The following is an 18,343-nucleotide window of genomic DNA, read 5'->3' on the forward strand; positions in this document are numbered from 1 at the left end:
ATCATTTTAAACCATATCTTTTTGAAATGCCTCTAACGCAATATGAACAGTCTCATCTGAAATAGATACGACATTCACTACCCCATATTCCTGCATAAGCACCATATGAATTGCTCCTGCATTTGCTTTCTTATCTTGTTTCATCAATTGAACGAGGCGCTCTACATTCAAATCTCCTGGCATTTTTGGATAGCCGTATTTCAAGAACCACTGCTTCATATCTTCATAAGCAAGATCAACCTTGTACACTCGCTCACTTAAAAATATGGCGAATAACATTCCAACCGCTACACCGTCACCGTGAGTAATATTTCCATACCCTAGCTCTTTTTCAAGAGCATGTCCTAACGTATGTCCAAAATTCAAATGAGCACGTACACCCTTCTCTGTTTCATCTTGTGACACAACATTTGCCTTTACAGGAATCGCCTTCGTTAATATATGGATTAACTTCTCATCATGAAGATCCGCTAATGTTTGCACTTCTTCTTTTAACCAATGGTATAGCTCCACATCACCGATAAGAGCATGCTTTATCACCTCTGCATAACCTGAACGCCACTCTTTTTCAGGAAGAGACTGTAAAAACGGTGTATGATATACAACTGCTTCTGGCTGATGGAATGCACCAATCATATTTTTACCTAACGGATGGTTAATCGCTACTTTCCCACCCACTGCGCTATCGTGCGCTAATAAAGTTGTCGGAACCTGCACAAAGCGAATACCACGCATAAACGATGCAGCAACAAAACCAGCTAAATCTCCAATCATTCCGCCTCCAAGTGCAAGAATTAAAGAATTTCTATCTAATTTATTTTCAAGAGCTGACGTATGAGCCGCATAGAAATTTTCGAAAGACTTCTCTTTTTCCCCACTTGGTACAACAAACGAAAACACGTGCTGCTCTACTTGTAATGCATCGATAACTGTCTGTAAATGTAGTGATGCAACAGCTTCATCTGAAATAATCATTACGTTAGATACCGCTGGCTGCATATTTTGAACGATCGTTGTTAAGTTTGACAACACTTCTTTACCAACATGTACATCATATTCTTTTGATTTCGTTTGAATATGTATGTTTCCCATTAAAATCCCCTCGCATATTCATTATGTTTCTCAATATTTTCACGAATTAGTTCCATACGATCTAATCCGAATTGTTCTATTAAAGCTGTCGCTAATTCCCAAGCCACAACCGCTTCTGCAACGACACTAGCTGCTGGCACTGCACAACTATCTGAACGTTCAATGCTCGCTGTAAAAGGCTCTTTCGTATCAATATCTACACTTTGAAGAGGTTTATAAAGTGTAGGTATCGGTTTCATCACACCGCGCACAACAATTGGCATTCCAGTCGTCATACCGCCTTCTAATCCACCTGCATTATTTGTTCTTCGTGTATATCCATGCTCCTCATTCCACAGAATTTCATCATGAACTTCACTTCCTGGTCTATGCGCTGCTTCAAAACCAATTCCAATCTCGACACCTTTAAAAGCATTAATACTCATAATTGCAGCTGCTAATTTCGCATCCAGTTTTCGATCATAATGCACGTAGCTACCTACTCCAATTGGCATCCCTTCCACAATTACTTCAACGATTCCACCAATTGAATCACCATTTGCTTTCGCATCATCAATCGCTTTCATCATTTGGTTACCAGCTTCGTCATCTAAGCAACGTACAGGAGATGCTTCGGTAATACTCTTTAATTCTTCAATTGAACTATACGTAATCTCCTTAGCTTGTACACCGCCAATTTCAATTACATGGCCCGCTACTTTAATACCAAGTTCTGCTAACACCTTTTTAGCAACCGCACCAGCAGCAACACGCACCGTCGTTTCGCGCGCTGACGAACGTTCCAGTACATTCCTCATATCTCTATGACCATATTTAATCGCACCATTTAAATCAGCATGCCCAGGCCTTGGTTTTGTCACTTTCCTTTTCATCTCTTTTTCTTCTTGCTCAGTTAAAGGCTCCGCCCCCATAATTTTTGTCCAGTGTGCAAAATCACGATTTTCAACAACAAGTGCAATAGGGGAACCTAATGTTTCTCCATGTCTAACACCACTTAAAATTTGCACTTGATCCGTTTCAATTTGCATGCGTCTACCGCGCCCATATCCCTTTTGCCTTCTAGCTAACTCTTCGTTTATATCATCTGCTACTAAAGACAATCCTGCCGGAACACCTTCTATAATCGTTGTAAGTTGTGGACCATGAGATTCACCAGCTGTAATATATCGCATACGTTATTCCTCTTTTCGTATATGTATTTATCTCACTATATTAACTTTTATCATTCTAAAAATATTAAAGAAATTATATCATAAATCGACCATTTTCTTATTCTATATTTCCGATAGTCCTAATTTAAATATCAACATATCATAACAGTTCAAACTTCGTAACTAACTGAAAATAAAAAAAGTGCAAGAAGAATACCCCTATTCTCCTTGCACTTTTTACTATTATCACAGTGATTAAAGCGTTTACAAATTATTTCAAAATAATTAGTAAATCCATTCATTCATTAATTTTGAGTAGTCAACTAATTCTTCTTCTTTAAAGAAAATAGCAATCTCGCGCTCTGCGCTTTCTAAAGAATCAGAACCATGGATAATGTTTTTCGCAACAGTTACACCGAAATCTCCACGAATTGTTCCAGGAGCTGCTTCATGTGGTCTTGTTTTCCCCATCATGTTACGAGCTGTATCTACTACACCTTCACCTTGCCATACCATTGCGAATACAGGTCCAGATGTAATAAAGTCTACTAACTCACCAAAGAAAGGTTTTTCCTTATGCTCAGCGTAGTGTTGTCCAGCAATTTCTGGAGTGACTTGCATTAATTTTGCACCAACTAATTGAAAGCCTTTTTTCTCAAAACGAGCTACAATTTCCCCAATGAAGGCACGTTGTACACCGTCTGGTTTTACCATTAGAAATGTTTTTTCCATAAAAAATCTCTCCACTTCTGAATTATGTATGTAATTGTATATCCCCACACACATATTATCACCCTTATCACAATTGTGCAATAGTTTTGAAATAGAGAGATTATTTTATTTTTTAGAATAAACCTTAAAATTTTCGTTTTCCAATATACTTTGCAACATTTTGTAATGCGTACTTTGCTTTTCCACGTGGGAGTGGTTTTATTATTTCTAAAGCTTTATGTAAATAACGTTCACTAAACGCAAATGCTTGATCAATTGCTGTACTATTTTTTACAGCATCAATAATTTCTTGCATTTCACTTGCTGTTGAATTTTCATGTACAGATGTGATTTTCTGACGAAGTACGGGATCTTCCATCGCATATAAAGCAGGAAGTGTAATATTCCCTTGTAGTAAATCCCCACCAGCAGGTTTTCCAAGTTTCTCTTCTGTAGAAACGAAGTCTAAAATGTCATCAATAATTTGATAAGACATTCCTACAAAATACCCATACCAAAATAGACGATTTACCGTATCACGATTAGCACCAGCAGCAATCGCTCCCAATTGACAACTCGCGGCAATTAATAATGCTGTTTTTCGCTTTATTCTTCTTAAATACGTTCTTAAATTTTGGTCATAATTGTATTTATCTTTAATTTGTTCAATTTCACCTTTACAGACTTCTAAAATAGTATGTGATAACGCTTGATGTGCCTCTGGAATTTCGATATTGGTTATACATTCAAGAGACTTAGCGAACAGATAGTCCCCTGTATACATCGCAATACGATCTCCCCATTTCGCATTCACAGTCGCACTGCCGCGTCGTAAAAATGCAGCATCAATAACATCATCGTGAACAAGAGAAGCCATATGAATAAGTTCTAACGCAACAGCAACATGCTTAATCGCATCTAACTTATAATCTCCAAATTTCCCTGCAAGCAACACAAATACAGGACGAATTCGTTTCCCACCAGCTTCAATAAGCTGTAATGCTGCCTCTTCTACTAATGGCTGTTCAGAAGCGACTGTCTTTTTTAATTCTTTTTCTATCACATTAATATCCGATCGTAAAAAAGAGTACATAAGTTGTAACTTCATATTGTTCACCTTAACCTAAAACTTCTTTTTTCTATTTTGATTCTGGTTTAATTCCTAAATGCATTGCTGCTACCCCAAAAGTAAATGGTTTCACTTGCACACGTTCAAGTCCAGCTTGCTCAAACATTTGAGCCAATTCTTTCATCCCTGGGAACGTACTAGCAGATTCTTGAAGCCATGAATATTCTTTATAACTTTTCGCAAACATCTTTCCAAATAACGGCATGATATATTTAAAGTATAAAATATAGCCTTGTCGAAAACCAATCATTGTTGGTTGAGATGTTTCTAAACAGATTACTTTTCCACCTGGTTTTACTACACGCGTCATTTCTTTTAATACGTGCATATAATCCGGTACGTTACGTAAACCAAACCCAATCGTCACATAATCAAACGTATTATCTTCAAACGGAAGTTCCATTGCATTCCCATGTAGAAGTTCTACTTGTTTTAATTGTAACGCCTCTACCTTTTGCTTACCGACAGATAACATATTTTCACTGAAGTCTAAGCCAACAACCTTTCCTTGCTCACCTACGGCTCCAGCTAGCGCAATTGTCCAATCTGCGGTTCCACAGCATACATCAAGCGCTTGACTGCCTGGTTGTACATCCATAATTCGCATCGTTTCTTTCCGCCACGCTTTATGTCTTTGAAAACTAATTACAGAATTCATCACATCGTATTTATCAGAAATCTTTTCAAATACGTCATGTACTCTTTCTTCTTTTGATTGTTGCATGCTCGTACCTTCTTCCAATGTAAAATTGCTTATGTCTTCTATTTATTCCTTAACACAGAATTTATTTCATTTATGTCTGTGTGATTTTCTAAAAATTGTTTTTCTTTCTTTATCAATTCCTTCATCCAACCATTAATCACTACTTCTGCTTTATCCCCTAAAGCATCTTGCATAGCTTGAAAAACAGGTGAATGTTGCTTATCAGCATACAATTGAATTTCTTTTTGAAGGCGATTTCCACCTAATACGTATGTGATAAATGGCTTCCAATGTGATAACTGAAAATGATCACATGTTTTTTGAAGGAGCGCAGACTCAATCGTTACTATGCTTTTCATTATGTCATCCGTCGTTTCATGCGCTTTTTGGTATAACATAATTTTGTGTTCATTTATCTCTTTAATTCCTTCAGCAAGTGCACGAATTAAAACAATATCACGATTCATAGACAATAAATAATAATATAGTCCACTATAGTAATCGCCTGCAAGTACTGTTAATTGACGACATTTATGGAATTCAATCTCTTCCTCGCCTGCTTTATTTGATACCCTTTCATGCGTATCAAGCGCAATTTGTACAAGCATAATTGTTACTACGTAATGCTCAATTTGTTCTATATGTAAGTTTGCACTCTTTAAAGCACCATATAACAATGCTATCTTTTCTTCATCAATAAATGGTTCTTCAATATAGTTTATAAAATAAGGATGGCGTAATTTCTCCATCAATTTTTCTTTTATACCCGCATACCCTCCGTAGATGTCACACACAAAAAATCACCCTTGTTTTCTAATTCATAAAACTTATTATAACACATACACTCTATTTTCTATAACCAAAACTTGGCTACACCTACCATTCATGTAAGCAATCTTTCTAATCTCACTCTGTCTAGTTAAAACTATATCATTTATTTACTAAAAAAAAAAAGAAAAGCAGTTTCCCGCTTTTCTTTACTTCGTTTTAATAAACGATAAAATTTCACTGCGCGCTGCAGCATCATTTTCAAGCACACCACGCACTGCTGTCGTTACTGTTTTCGCACCTGGTTTTTTCACACCACGCATCGTCATACACATATGTTCTGCTTCTACTACTACCATTACACCATGAGGCTCTAGTACTTCCATAATAGAGTTCGCTACTGTTGATGTAATACGTTCTTGCAGTTGTGGGCGACGTGCAATTGTATCTACGGTACGAGCTAATTTACTTAACCCTGTTACCTTTCCACCTTGCGGAATATATGCAACGTGAGCAACTCCATAGAATGGTACTAAATGATGCTCACACATCGAATAAAATGGTATATCTTTTACTAGTACAAGCTCTTCGTGATCTTCTCCGAATACTTTATGCAAATGCTCTTTCGGATCTTCATGCATACCTGAGAACACTTCTGCGTACATTTTTGCAACACGCTTTGGTGTATCAAGTACTCCCTCACGATTTGGGTCATCCCCAATCGCCTCTAAAATAAGGCGTACTGCATGTTCAATTTGTTCTAAATTAACTTTTGCCATCCGCTAGCCCTCCCGAAAACCTAAAAGTGATACGAACACATTCTAGCATATTTATGTTTTTAAAAGCAAAAAGAAGAGTTCCCAAAAAGGAAACTCTTCTTCCCTGTTAATATGTAAGGATTATTTAACCGCATCTTTTAACGCTTTACCAGGTTTGAATGCAGGTACTTTACTTGCAGCGATTTCAATCTCCTCACCTGTTTGTGGGTTACGACCTTTACGAGCCGCACGCTCACGAACTTCGAAGTTACCGAATCCGATCAGTTGTACTTTATCACCTTGTTTTAAAGCTTCTAAGATAGAATCAAAAACAGCGTCTACTGCTTTTGTTGCGTCCTTTTTAGAAAGGGAACTTGCTTCTGCAACAGCATTGATTAAATCTGTCTTGTTCATGCCATTCACCTCCTCCCAAAGATAAGACTGTATAATGATCATAAAATGAGTCTTACTTTCATTTGTAGGCAATTTTTGCAAATTCTATACTACAAAGATGTAGATAAATCATTATCAACGCCTATATTATACGATTCTCCTTTATAATTCAATATTTTTAAGGAAATTGTTACTCTTAAAATGTGAAAATCTGATGAAACTTGACAATTTACAACAATGTATTAGATAATGACTGTTTATTTTTCTATTTTATAATCAAAAAAAAACAAAAAATCCCTCTACAATGAGAGGGATTTTTTCTTATAGTATAATCGCAATTAATCCGCCAGATCCTTCATTAATAATTCTTTCTAGCGTTTCTTTTAATTTATATCTAGCATTTTCTGGCATTAAAGATAATTTCGCCTGAATTCCTTCTCGAACAATCGAGCTAAGTGAACGTCCAAATATATCAGAATTCCAAATTGATAACGGGTCATCTTCAAAATCTTGCATTAAATAACGAACTAATTCTTCACTTTGCTTTTCAGTACCAATAATCGGCTCAAACGTTGACTCTACATCTACTTTAATCATATGAATAGATGGCGCTACCGCTTTTAACTTCACACCAAACCTTGAACCGTGACGAATAATTTCTGGCTCATCTAAGCTCATATCCGCTAATGCAGGTGCTGCTACACCATATCCTGTTTGCTTAACCATACGCAGTGCATCCGCCACTTGATCGTACTCTATTTTCGCATGAGATAAATCGAGCATAAGCTTTAACAAATGATCTTTCCCTCGAATTTCTACTCCTACTACTTCTTTTAAAATCTGATCATATAATTCATCTGGCGCATATAAATCAATCTCCGCCACACCTTGCCCCATATCAATGCCAGCTAGGCTCGCTCGATCAATAAATTCATATTGACTAAACTGCCAAACAACGCGATCCACATCACGAAGACGTTTTATATCCTTCACAGTTTCTTGAACTGCTTCTTGATAACTTTGACGCAACCAATGCCCTTCATTTAGCACCATTACCCAACTCGGAAGGTTCACATTCACTTCTAATACAGGGAATTCAAATAGCGCTTCACGAAGTACATTATATACATCTGTTTCTCTTAAACTCTCCACACTCATTGCAATAACCGGGATATCATATTCTTCTGATAAACTTTGGCGTAATTGCTCTGTATCTGGATGATACGGCTGTACCGTATTAATTATCATAATGAAAGGTTTTCCTACTTCTTTCAACTCATTTACAACGCGTTCTTCTGCCTCTATATAATCTCTTCTTGGAATTTCACCAATTGTTCCATCTGTTGTAATTACAACACCAATTGTTGAATGTTCTTGAATTACTTTACGCGTGCCGATTTCTGCAGCTTCATGGAATGGAATAGGTTCTTCATACCAAGGGGTATTAATCATACGCGGGCCATTCTCATCTTCATAGCCCTTCGCTCCAGGAACCGTATATCCAACACAATCTACTAATCGAATATTCACTTCAAGTCCTTCATCTACTTCGATAGAAACCGCTTGGTTTGGAACAAACTTCGGTTCCGTCGTCATAATTGTACGACCAGCAGCACTTTGAGGCAATTCATCCTGCGCTCTTTGACGGTCAGACTCATTCTCAATATTTGGAATAACTACAAGTTCCATAAATTTTTTAATGAATGTTGATTTCCCTGTTCGAACAGCTCCTACAACTCCAAAATAAATATCACCGCCTGTTCGTTCTGCAATATCTTTAAAAATATCTACCTTTTCCAAGTGATTCCCTCCCTCAAAATTTTTGGGAATAATTCCGCGTTTATAGTCAACTAATACCTTCTCTAACGTTGCCTATAATATCTGATATAATATAATGGTATTCTAGAAGTTCGGACAATATATCATATAATTTTGTCCAATTTCATATGACTATTAAAAAATATCTTTTGTTTGCATCGTAAGTTGTATAACATAAAAAACCTTTCTTCTAGAACTTATTCACTAAAAGAAAGGTTCATGACTTATCATTTTAAAAAAATTGGTTCTCCGTCCTTTACTGTGTACGGTAAAGAATAAGCTGGTACAAACGGGGAACCTTTCGAAAGTATATTTCGAATATCTTCTCCCTCTGTAAACTGCCCTTCATTTTTTTTCAAAGCGTCATATAGGTCGATTCTATAATCAACAAAAACTTCTCCTTTTTCATTAATTACAAAAGGAAGTCCTTTACCAGAATATGGACTTGTCACTTGTGGCACATCTTTATATCCTAGTTTTTTGAAATCCAATTCATATACACCATCTGAAATTACTTTTTTAAAAGGTGGATATTGATGTTCATCACGATACATCCTAAGCTTTAAAGATAGTTCCTGAATTTGTTCAGCCATCCTAACATCAATTAACTTTACTGTCGGATTTGTTTCAACGTCTATTAATACGTATTGATATACTCCTCCACTTTCATACGCATTCCCTGGCGCTTCTTGTATGTAACGCGGGGCAATCTGTTGAAAATCGATTGGATACTTTTGATAAATAGGTGTACTCATATCCCTCGTCTTAATTGGCAATATCCCATCATTTTGCTCCTTAAATGTCACAACAGCTTTTTGAACAACCTGTAGCTGATCTTCATAAGGAACCGCATTTTGCTTCATATTTTCTTTCGGATACAGACACCCCGTTAAAAGGCTCATACAACAAAATATTAAAATAATATGGAATTTTTTCACTAGCATCACCTTTTCATACTAATCTAATTTGCTCCGTATGTAGTATTTTCGAGACCATTCCATTTACTGCTGTACAGGTCCACTAAATACAACAAGAAAAATAACAATTCCTGACACAATCATAAGGGTGTACGCTACTAACGCTGTAATCCCTTTCAAAAATTTATTCTTTATTCTATGTCTACTTAATAAAATAAAACTTACTGCAAAAAACATAAATCCAATTGCCCCTAAAGCCAGCCACATTTTCATAAGCCCTTCTGACATATACACACCCCTTTTTATTAATCTATTTTTATACTATTTTAACAAATTAAAATCTTTAAACAAATACAAAAAAGAACATTTTACTACAAATCGCGAGTATGTAACTTTAATCAATAGGTTTTCCAGCATTTCTCACCAATCTAGGCAAAAATAAAACCGAAGCGATTGTATCTCTCGCTTCGGTTGACCAAATATGCCCAAAAACAGCTCTATTCCCATTCTTTCATGGCTATCATATGCAATCTCCAAACTCTTTGTTTCTCATAATTTATTTTTTAAACATTTTGCTTAACGAACCAAAATCTGTTGGCATATTATTATTAATAATCGCTTTTACAATTTGATCCTCTTGCTCTTTCGGCACTTCACGTCCCGCCATAAGAGCCACTTGATGAATTAATTGACGAAGTACAGTTTCATCACGTAAATTCGCATTTTGCACGGATGATGCTAATTTAAAAATATCCTCTTTATTCACTTTCGCTTCCTTCTCAATATTATTAAAAATATTATTATCCATTCTTTTCACCCTCTCCTCAAGTTACTCTTCATCCTATGCAAAAATGAAAAAATGGTGAAAAGACCCAAAAAATAAAAAAGCGACAGAAGTACAAATGTACTTCTGTCGCTTTTCTTTACAGTAAATCAGGTATAGCTTCCACTTCATGTTTTCGAACACGTCCCATCAATGAGCCTACTGCATCTTTTACGTTATTCCCATTGAACAGCACGTCATATAAAGCAGCTGTAATCGGCATTTCAACTTCCATTTTCTCTGCCAATTCATGAGCAGCTTTCGTTGTTCTTACACCTTCCACAACCATACCCATGCTTTCTAACACTTCTTCTAAAGAGTGTCCTTTTCCAAGCATATTTCCAGCGCGCCAATTTCGGCTATGAACACTTGTACAAGTTACAATTAAGTCTCCCATACCAGTTAGACCAGCAAACGTTAACGGATTCCCGCCCATTTTTCTTCCTAAACGAGCAATCTCTGTTAAACCACGTGTCATCAATGCCGCCTTTGCATTATCACCTAATCCAAGACCATCAGTTATACCAGCAGCTAATGCGATAATATTTTTTAACGCACCACCAAGTTCAACTCCAACGATATCTGGATTTGTGTATACACGAAAATAACTATTCATAAATAAATCTTGTACTTCCTCAGCCGCTTCCATACGCTTTGCTGCAGACGTAACTGTTGTCGCTTGTCGTAAACCGACTTCTTCAGCATGACTCGGTCCAGACAGTACAACAACATCTTTAATTAAGTGCTCTGGAATTTCTTCCTCAATCACTTCCGAAATACGTTTTGACGTACCAGGTTCAATTCCTTTGCTCGCATGAATCCAAGTAATTGGTTCAGTAACAATTTCTTTCATCTCTTGTAATACATCTCTGTACGCTTTCGTTGGTACTACTAGCAGTACTGTATTTACATCTACTAATGCTTCTTCTAAAGAAGAGTAGGCTACGATTGTGCTTGGCAATGTAATGCCTGGGAGATATCGACTATTCTCATGTTTCGTATTAATTTCATCCATAAGTTCTGGGCGATTTCCCCAAATACGTACATCATGTCCATTGTCAGCTAATACCATCGCTAACGCTGTTCCCCAGCTACCTGCTCCTACTACTGTGATTTTTGTCATAAAATCACATCCTCTCCATTAGTCTCTTGCTCTAGCGATAATGTGAATCGGCGTTCCTACGAAGCCAAATGATTCACGTAAGCGATTCTTTAAGAAACGCTCATATGAGAAGTGCAATAATTCTGGATCGTTTACAAACACAACAAATGTCGGTGGTTTTACCGCAACTTGTGTTGCATAGAAAATTTTCAGACGGCTACCATTATGAGTTGGCGTCGGATTCATCGCTACCGCATCCATAATTACATCGTTTAATACGTTCGTTTGAATACGGATACTATGACTTTCATTTACCTCATCGATAACCGGTATTAATGTTTGTGTACGTTTTCTCGTTTTTGCAGATAAGAAAACAATTGGTGCGTATTCTAAGAATTGGAAATGAGCACGGATATTTTCTTCAAATGCTTTCATTGTTTTTTCGTCTTTTTTCACTGCATCCCATTTATTTACAACGATAACAACAGCTCGCCCTGAATCATGAGCATATCCAGCGATTTTTTTATCTTGCTCAATAATTCCTTCTTCACCATCTAAAACGACTAAAACAACGTCAGAACGTTCAATCGCTCTTAGCGCACGAAGTACACTATATTTTTCTGTACTTTCATACACTTTTCCTTTTTTACGCATACCAGCTGTATCAATAATTACATAATCTTTTCCATCTTTACTATATGGTGTATCGACAGCATCACGAGTTGTTCCTGCTACATTACTAACAATTACACGCTCTTGACCAAGAAGAGCATTTACAAGTGATGATTTCCCTACGTTTGGACGTCCAATTAAAGAGAAACGAATTGTGTCTTCATCATATCCGTCTTCTTCAATCTTTGGAAAATGTTGTGCAGCTTCGTCTAGTAAGTCACCTAACCCTAATCCGTGTGTACCTGAAATTGGGAATGGTTCGCCAAATCCTAATGCATAAAAGTCATAAATGTCACTGCGCATTTCCGGATTGTCTACTTTATTTACTGCAAGTACAACCGGTTTATTTGAACGATATAAAATTTTTGCAACTTCTTCATCAGCTGCTGTTACACCGTCACGACCGTTTGTCATAAAAATGATAACATCCGCTTCATCAATTGCTACTTCAGCTTGTTGACGAATTTGTGTCAAAAACGGCTCGTCTCCAATATCAATTCCGCCCGTATCAATAATGTTAAATTCATGATTTAACCATTCTCCAGCGCTATAAATACGATCGCGCGTTACACCTGGAATATCTTCTACGATTGAAACTCTTTCTCCAACAATTCTATTGAAAATAGTAGATTTCCCTACGTTCGGGCGACCTACTATCGCTATTACTGGTTTCGGCATATACTTTCATCCTTTCAACTTGCTTCTGTTTATTATGTAAAAAACCCTTCTTTGTGCAAGAAGGGATTTGCATTCCAGAATATTTCTCAACGTATCAAAACACCTCACATTATAACACACGTTGCTAATGTTTCACAATAATATATACATTCTCTTGTAAGCGATGTGCTATACCATCTAAAATTGCTTCTAAATTATTTGCAACAAATTCTAGTTCCTCCGTCGATTCGCAAACGAATAAAGGAGCACCACCTGCAAATTTTTCTGGAGTCGTTGTTATAACTGCCAGAATAACACTTTCTAACATCATCTCTTATCTCCCCTTCCTTTTGGGGCTTCCGATGACATATGGACAGCACTTTCTAACGTTGGTACATTTCCTATGACACCTATCGCTTTCTCTGCATCTTGATCTTGCGGCAGGACAAAAATCCCAACCCTGCCATCCTCTAAATCACGCTTTGCTAACGGTACAAGCGCTGGTGTACCAGAATCTCTATAAATCCCTAACGCTACTGAAACATCGTGTAAAATAGCTTGTCGTTGCCCTAAATTTGAGATTGTAACCATCGCATCAATTGATTTCGGCTTTAAAATAAAACCCATACCATATTTCATAATTTCTTCTTGTCTTGCTGGCAATCCAATATTCATAATGTAAATATTGTCAATATAAAGCCCTGCTCCTTCAAAACGAAGCGGAACGTGCTCAATTTCAACAAGATCATGTAGCCTTTTACCAGACATTAATTTTTTCGCGATAAAAAATGCGATTATAGCCATAATTACTCCTGCAATCCATGAACGGAATCCTATATACGCAAACGTCGTTGCAAACGACGTTAACATTGCCAAATAGTTGCGACTTTCAAAAACCAATGCAATTCCTTCAATGTATGTATTTCCACGCGGTACGAGCTCATACCCATCTAATTGTTGAAGCGTATTTCTTTCCATATTACGTACATCACGAAATTGTGTCGCTGCTAATGTAAGAAATGTAATGGCAGAAAAATCTTTTTTCAAAATAGACGGGATTGCAATCGCTCCTAAAGCAGCTGCAATTAACCCCATTGCAATATGAATAATTTTCCCATGTAGCCTCGTCGGATATTGCCGCGTATCCGTCCGAAGCATTAGCACCCTTGTAACTGTCCCCGCTATTACGCCGCATAAAATGGCTGGTGTATATTCAGTCATGTATTACCCTCGCCTTTCTTTTACGTGTTTTTCTCTTAAACCGTTCCATGTATACTGATGCTTTTGCAATCCAAAACAATATTGCCATGAATAATGTAGAAATGGCGACGATATCAAAAAATGCTAAACTACCGTAATCATATGGAAAATTCAATTTCCTAAAAATAAATGTCACTAGCAGCTCTCCTTGTAACATCCCTACATATAGAGAACATAATCGTAATATGCGATCCCCATGCAATAACACCGATGCATACACAAGAGCACTACTTAGCAGAAACACTCTATCCACCACAATCCAAATCGGATCATATATTTCTAACAGATGAAAACTTGTATATAACATTGCAATAATAAGTGCCGAAAGTAAGCTATACAATTTTTTCCAGACGGAATATAGCGTGATCCCTATAAAAGAAATAATACAAAGTAAGAGAGCATTTACTGATACCACGAATGAGGCAATCGTTACATGTAACGGAGAGCAAATTATAAAAATCAGTATACAAGCGCCTAACTTCCATCGGATAGGGTCCTTTTTCATAAAAAAGGTTACAATGATCCACCCTATCCAAGCTACAAAATAAAAAGTACTTCCATCCATCAACTTCACCTCCTATGTTTTCCATTATGGGAACTTTTTATGAAAGTTAATCCACTTTATTTACGCATAGTTTTTTCTTATAACAGCAACACTTTTAACAAGGAGGTGTTATTCATTATGGGTAAAGATCGCCAAGAACGAAAACTACGAGAATCACGCCGCGTTGAATCCGATCGTGATCAATCACTACAATATCCAGGTGCAACTGGACTTGATACACCAGAACAGGCTCGAAAACAAAACCAGCACTAATTAATACAAAAAGACGGTTTCTATATTGTACGAAACCGTCTTTTACATAATCAGTTTAATGATTTCTATTTATATCGAAATAATATTTCGCATACTATATCTTCCCATTACTTCTTTTTACCTTCACCTATTCCCATTAAAAATTAAGTTCTCTCCAGTAATTCGACAACACACCATCTACATTTTTCAACCCTTTTTCAATTACAATTTTTACGAAATGATATTTTTATATAATACTAATTCCATTCTCCACTTTATATTACGAAAAAGAATAGAACAAAAAAAAATCAACCGAATGGTTGATTTTTTATCTCCTACTATAATGCGCAGTATCAATACCACGCTGCATTAACCAATGATATGTTTCACCCTTTACAACAAGAGGTACAGATTGCAACTCTTCTATCGTCTTCGCACCAAGAGCTGTCATTATAAATTTCAAATCTGTATGTAGAAGCTCAATTTCATCTACTAACTTCTCGATACCATCTTGCATTAAAATACGTAAAAAATAACCAGCAAACGCAGTTGTATTCGCCCCTAATGCGATTGCTTTCGCTACGTCAAGCGCTGTTTGTATACCCCCAGATGCAATAAAAGAGAGGTTATTATTTGTAGAGGTTGCTTCAATAATCGAGGTTGCTGTTTGTATGCCCCAGTTATTAAAATAAGAAAGCATTCGCTGTCTTCTTTCGTTTTCAACAGCAGCAAAATTCGTACCACCTTGCCCACCAATATCAATTGCTGTTACACCTACGTTCACTAACTGTTGCATTGTTTCCTTACTCATCCCAAATCCAACTTCTTTTACAATGATAGGAACTTTACTATTTAAAACAATTTTCTCAATGCGCTGAAGTACTCCAGTAAAATCACGGTCTCCTTCTGGCATCGTTAACTCTTGTATGACATTTAAATGAATTTGTAATGCATTCGCTTCAATCATATCAACGGCGCGCTCTGCCTGCTCGATAGTTGCCTCACTACCTAAATTAGCAAAGAAAATACCATTTGGGTTTACCTTTCTAATCACCTTATAAGAAGCAGCTTCACTTTCATCTTTTAACGCCGCCATTTGCGAACCTACAGCCATAGCAAGGTTATGATGTTTCGCTACATATGCTAATTGCTCATTAATATGTAACGTTTTCTCTCCTCCACCACCAGTCATCGCATTGATAAAAATCGGCGAACTTAGTGAAAGTTCGCCGATTTTTGTTTCACATGTTATTGTGTCATAATTTGAATTTGGCAAGCTTTGATGCACAAAATCAATATCATGAAAGCCATGCGTACGAGACTGACCAGTAGAAAGAGCGTATTCAATATGATCTAATTTACGTTTTGCCCTTACCACTTGTACCCCTCATTATTTCTTTAATTTTTTCAGTTGTTCACCAATAATATCACTTAATTGGAAAGTAGCAGAATCAGCATTTGGCTCATACTGACTATAATCTTCAGTTACATTATTTTCCTCAAGCGCTTCTTTTATACTTAAAGAAATACGTTTCTCTGCTACGTGAACTTCAAGTACTTTCACTTTTACTTCTTGTCCCATTTCCAATACTTCATTCGGATTTTTCACGTGACGATTTGCAATTTGAGATACGTGTACAAGCCCTTCAACGCCCGGTAAAATCTCAACGAATGCACCAAATGTAACAAGGCGTTTTACTACTCCCTCACGAATATCTCCAGCTTTTATTTCGCCAGCAACGTTTTCCCAAGGTCCTGGTTGAGCTGCTTTAATTGATAAAGAAATACGTTGTGTATCAGCATCAACAGATAACACCTTTACCTTAACCTTTTGACCTTGCTCTAACACTTCAGAAGGTTGCTCTACACGTTCGTGTGAAATTTGTGAAATGTGAACTAAACCGTCCACTCCACCAACGTTAACGAATGCGCCAAAGTCAGTTAATCGTTGTACTGTTCCTTCAACAACGTCCCCTTCTTTTAATGAAGAAATTGCTTCTTTTTTCTTAGAATCTAGTTCTAATTCTACTACCGCTTTATGCGAAAGGATTACACGATTTTTTTCACGGTCTAATTCAACAATTTTCACCGCTAATGTTTTACCTTTATAGTCAGTAAAGTCTTCTACATAATGTACTTCTACAAGTGAAGCTGGAACAAAACCGCGAACACCAAGGTCCACAACTAATCCGCCATTCACAATATCTTTTACAGTAACATCAAATACATGACCAGAAGTAAATTTCTCTTGTAGTTCTACCCATGCTTTTTCTGCATCAACAGCACGTTTAGATAAGACAAGATCATCTTCTTCTAATTTAATAATTTTCAACTCTAGTGTTTGATCTAATTCTACAACATCGCTTGCTTTTTCAATATGAACGTTAGCTAATTCACTAATTGGAATTACGCCATCTGTTTTGTATCCAACATTTACAAGCACTTGTTTCTCTTCAACCTTCGTTACAGAACCTGTAACAACGTCACCAACTTGTAATTCCTTTGAATCCATAACTTCTTCATTCATTTTCTCTACCATGGAAATACCTCCCTACAGAATTGACAAAGCATTTTTTATGTATATACGAAATGAAAACAAAGTTTTCATTTGCATGTTTAAGAATTTCTCATCACATACTCTTTTTCAATAACATTCACAAGAAAATATATTAAACCTATATAAATAGTATACAGCAAAACCAGCTTGAAAAAAGTATGTTTTGAAATATAATAGCGAATATATTCTGACAGTTTTATTCCTCTTTAACTAACTTCTTACAAATCAGCTCATTTGTCAAGGAAAGAGACTCACAATTCACGTATCCTTTACATTTCTATTTAAACAAAAAAAGAAAGAGGACTATCCCCTTTCTTTATTTCGCAAACACTCCAGAAACAATGCTCATAATTTTTTGGACAACTTCTTCAATTGATAAAGAAGTCGTATCTAATTCCAATGCATCATCAGCCTTTTTTAGTGGAGAAACTTCGCGTTCTGAATCTAATTTATCACGCTGAGAAATTTCTTCTTTTAGCTGCTCTAAATTAGAATCGAAACCTTTATTTAAATTTTCTAAATGTCTTCTTTCCGCTCTTTCTTCAACAGAAGCAAGCATAAAGATTTTCACTTCAGCATCCGGTAATACATGTGTACCAATATCACGGCCGTCCATTACAACGCCGCCTTTTTTCGCTAACTCTTGCTGACGACGTACCATTTCTTCACGAACAAGGCGATGTTTCGCTACAATAGATACTCGATTCGTCACATCAGGTGTACGAATTACTTCAGAAACATCTTGTCCATTTAAAAATACAAGCTGTGTATTTTCTCCTTGCTGAAACTCAATATTTACATTCTTTACAACTTCCATTAACTGCTCTTCATTTTCAATGTCTACTTTTTGTTCAAGGGCTGCATATGTAAGCGTACGGTACATTGCGCCTGTATCAATATAAACGTAAGAAAGTTCCTTCGCAACAACTTTTGCCACTGTACTTTTCCCAGCAGCTGCTGGACCATCTATAGCAATTGAAATTCGTTTATCCATTGTAACACCTCATTTTTTCACTTATAAAACAAAACGAAAAGC

21 protein-coding genes are annotated in these 18,343 nt (G+C 36.6%); 1 reads left to right on the plus strand and 20 read right to left on the minus strand.

Features of this window, described 5'->3' with window-relative positions:
- Window positions 1-6: 6 nt before the first annotated feature.
- From aroB to MR107_RS03025, 17 genes are all read right to left on the minus strand, one after another.
- A complete protein-coding gene (aroB, locus tag MR107_RS02945) occupies window positions 7-1,092 on the minus strand; it encodes a 3-dehydroquinate synthase (protein WP_000526822.1) in 1,086 nt (361 codons plus the stop codon).
- Window positions 1,092-2,264 (minus strand): chorismate synthase, encoded by a 1,173-nt coding sequence (gene aroC / locus MR107_RS02950; RefSeq protein ID WP_001269384.1) that lies wholly within the window; start codon window positions 2,262-2,264, stop codon window positions 1,092-1,094. The genes aroB and aroC overlap by 1 nt, the downstream gene beginning before the upstream one ends.
- Before the next feature lie 264 nt (window positions 2,265-2,528).
- Window positions 2,529-2,975: a nucleoside-diphosphate kinase gene (ndk, locus tag MR107_RS02955; protein WP_000415883.1), complete on the minus strand. Its 447-nt coding sequence runs from the start codon at window positions 2,973-2,975 to the stop codon at window positions 2,529-2,531.
- Window positions 2,976-3,099: 124 nt separating this feature from the next.
- On the minus strand, window positions 3,100-4,062 hold the full coding sequence (hepT, locus tag MR107_RS02960; RefSeq protein ID WP_000776077.1) for a heptaprenyl diphosphate synthase component II: 963 nt from the start codon (window positions 4,060-4,062) through the stop codon (window positions 3,100-3,102).
- 31 nt (window positions 4,063-4,093) lie between these two features.
- Window positions 4,094-4,807, minus strand: a complete 714-nt coding sequence (menG, locus tag MR107_RS02965; protein ID WP_001187674.1) for a 2-heptaprenyl-1,4-naphthoquinone methyltransferase — start codon at window positions 4,805-4,807, stop codon at window positions 4,094-4,096.
- Window positions 4,808-4,845: 38 nt separating this feature from the next.
- Window positions 4,846-5,580 (minus strand): heptaprenyl diphosphate synthase component 1, encoded by a 735-nt coding sequence (locus MR107_RS02970; RefSeq protein ID WP_134266028.1) that lies wholly within the window; start codon window positions 5,578-5,580, stop codon window positions 4,846-4,848.
- A gap of 183 nt (window positions 5,581-5,763) precedes the next feature.
- Window positions 5,764-6,333 (minus strand): GTP cyclohydrolase I FolE, encoded by a 570-nt coding sequence (gene folE, locus MR107_RS02975; RefSeq protein ID WP_001151482.1) that lies wholly within the window; start codon window positions 6,331-6,333, stop codon window positions 5,764-5,766.
- 120 nt (window positions 6,334-6,453) lie between these two features.
- Window positions 6,454-6,726 (minus strand): HU family DNA-binding protein, encoded by a 273-nt coding sequence (locus MR107_RS02980; RefSeq protein ID WP_001043860.1) that lies wholly within the window; start codon window positions 6,724-6,726, stop codon window positions 6,454-6,456.
- Window positions 6,727-7,026: 300 nt separating this feature from the next.
- On the minus strand, window positions 7,027-8,505 hold the full coding sequence (spoIVA, locus tag MR107_RS02985; protein ID WP_000416519.1) for a stage IV sporulation protein A: 1,479 nt from the start codon (window positions 8,503-8,505) through the stop codon (window positions 7,027-7,029).
- A 245-nt stretch (window positions 8,506-8,750) separates the two neighbouring features.
- Entirely contained in the window at window positions 8,751-9,461 is a 711-nt protein-coding gene (locus tag MR107_RS02990; RefSeq protein ID WP_000713407.1) for a hypothetical protein, read from the minus strand.
- A gap of 63 nt (window positions 9,462-9,524) precedes the next feature.
- Window positions 9,525-9,728 (minus strand): DUF2768 domain-containing protein, encoded by a 204-nt coding sequence (locus tag MR107_RS02995; RefSeq protein ID WP_001289008.1) that lies wholly within the window; start codon window positions 9,726-9,728, stop codon window positions 9,525-9,527.
- 268 nt (window positions 9,729-9,996) lie between these two features.
- On the minus strand, window positions 9,997-10,248 hold the full coding sequence (locus MR107_RS03000; protein WP_000369754.1) for a stage VI sporulation protein F: 252 nt from the start codon (window positions 10,246-10,248) through the stop codon (window positions 9,997-9,999).
- A 115-nt stretch (window positions 10,249-10,363) separates the two neighbouring features.
- The gene (locus MR107_RS03005; protein WP_000161763.1) at window positions 10,364-11,386 is read right to left on the minus strand and encodes an NAD(P)H-dependent glycerol-3-phosphate dehydrogenase; all 1,023 of its coding nucleotides are present in this window, start codon (window positions 11,384-11,386) and stop codon (window positions 10,364-10,366) included.
- A gap of 18 nt (window positions 11,387-11,404) precedes the next feature.
- Window positions 11,405-12,715 carry a ribosome biogenesis GTPase Der gene (gene der / locus MR107_RS03010; RefSeq protein ID WP_001125893.1) on the minus strand — a complete coding sequence of 437 codons (1,311 nt, stop codon included), beginning with the start codon at window positions 12,713-12,715 and terminating at the stop codon, window positions 11,405-11,407.
- Between the two features lie 124 nt (window positions 12,716-12,839).
- A complete protein-coding gene (locus tag MR107_RS03015; RefSeq protein ID WP_000979059.1) occupies window positions 12,840-13,025 on the minus strand; it encodes a capping complex subunit for YIEGIA in 186 nt (61 codons plus the stop codon).
- The gene (locus MR107_RS03020) at window positions 13,022-13,915 is read right to left on the minus strand and encodes a YIEGIA family protein (protein ID WP_000141596.1); all 894 of its coding nucleotides are present in this window, start codon (window positions 13,913-13,915) and stop codon (window positions 13,022-13,024) included. Before MR107_RS03020 ends, MR107_RS03015 begins: the two co-directional genes overlap by 4 nt.
- Entirely contained in the window at window positions 13,908-14,519 is a 612-nt protein-coding gene (locus tag MR107_RS03025) for a YphA family membrane protein (RefSeq protein ID WP_000349103.1), read from the minus strand. Before MR107_RS03025 ends, MR107_RS03020 begins: the two co-directional genes overlap by 8 nt.
- Window positions 14,520-14,636: 117 nt before the next feature.
- On the opposite strand from MR107_RS03025, the gene MR107_RS03030 reads away from it, so the two are divergent.
- Entirely contained in the window at window positions 14,637-14,771 is a 135-nt protein-coding gene (locus MR107_RS03030) for a YpzI family protein (protein ID WP_000513900.1), read from the plus strand.
- A gap of 307 nt (window positions 14,772-15,078) precedes the next feature.
- On the opposite strand, the gene MR107_RS03035 is transcribed toward MR107_RS03030, so the two are convergent.
- From MR107_RS03035 to cmk, 3 genes are all read right to left on the minus strand, one after another.
- The gene (locus MR107_RS03035; protein ID WP_000251036.1) at window positions 15,079-16,128 is read right to left on the minus strand and encodes a type 2 isopentenyl-diphosphate Delta-isomerase; all 1,050 of its coding nucleotides are present in this window, start codon (window positions 16,126-16,128) and stop codon (window positions 15,079-15,081) included.
- Between the two features lie 12 nt (window positions 16,129-16,140).
- On the minus strand, window positions 16,141-17,289 hold the full coding sequence (rpsA, locus tag MR107_RS03040) for a 30S ribosomal protein S1 (RefSeq protein ID WP_000229562.1): 1,149 nt from the start codon (window positions 17,287-17,289) through the stop codon (window positions 16,141-16,143).
- Window positions 17,290-17,623: 334 nt separating this feature from the next.
- Complete coding sequence (gene cmk / locus MR107_RS03045) at window positions 17,624-18,301, minus strand: (d)CMP kinase (RefSeq protein WP_166694840.1); 678 nt, start codon at window positions 18,299-18,301, stop codon at window positions 17,624-17,626.
- Window positions 18,302-18,343: the final 42 nt, after the last annotated feature.

The sequence above is a fragment of the Bacillus cereus group sp. BfR-BA-01441 genome, assembly GCF_022663075.1.
Classification (GTDB): domain Bacteria; phylum Bacillota; class Bacilli; order Bacillales; family Bacillaceae_G; genus Bacillus_A; species Bacillus_A cereus.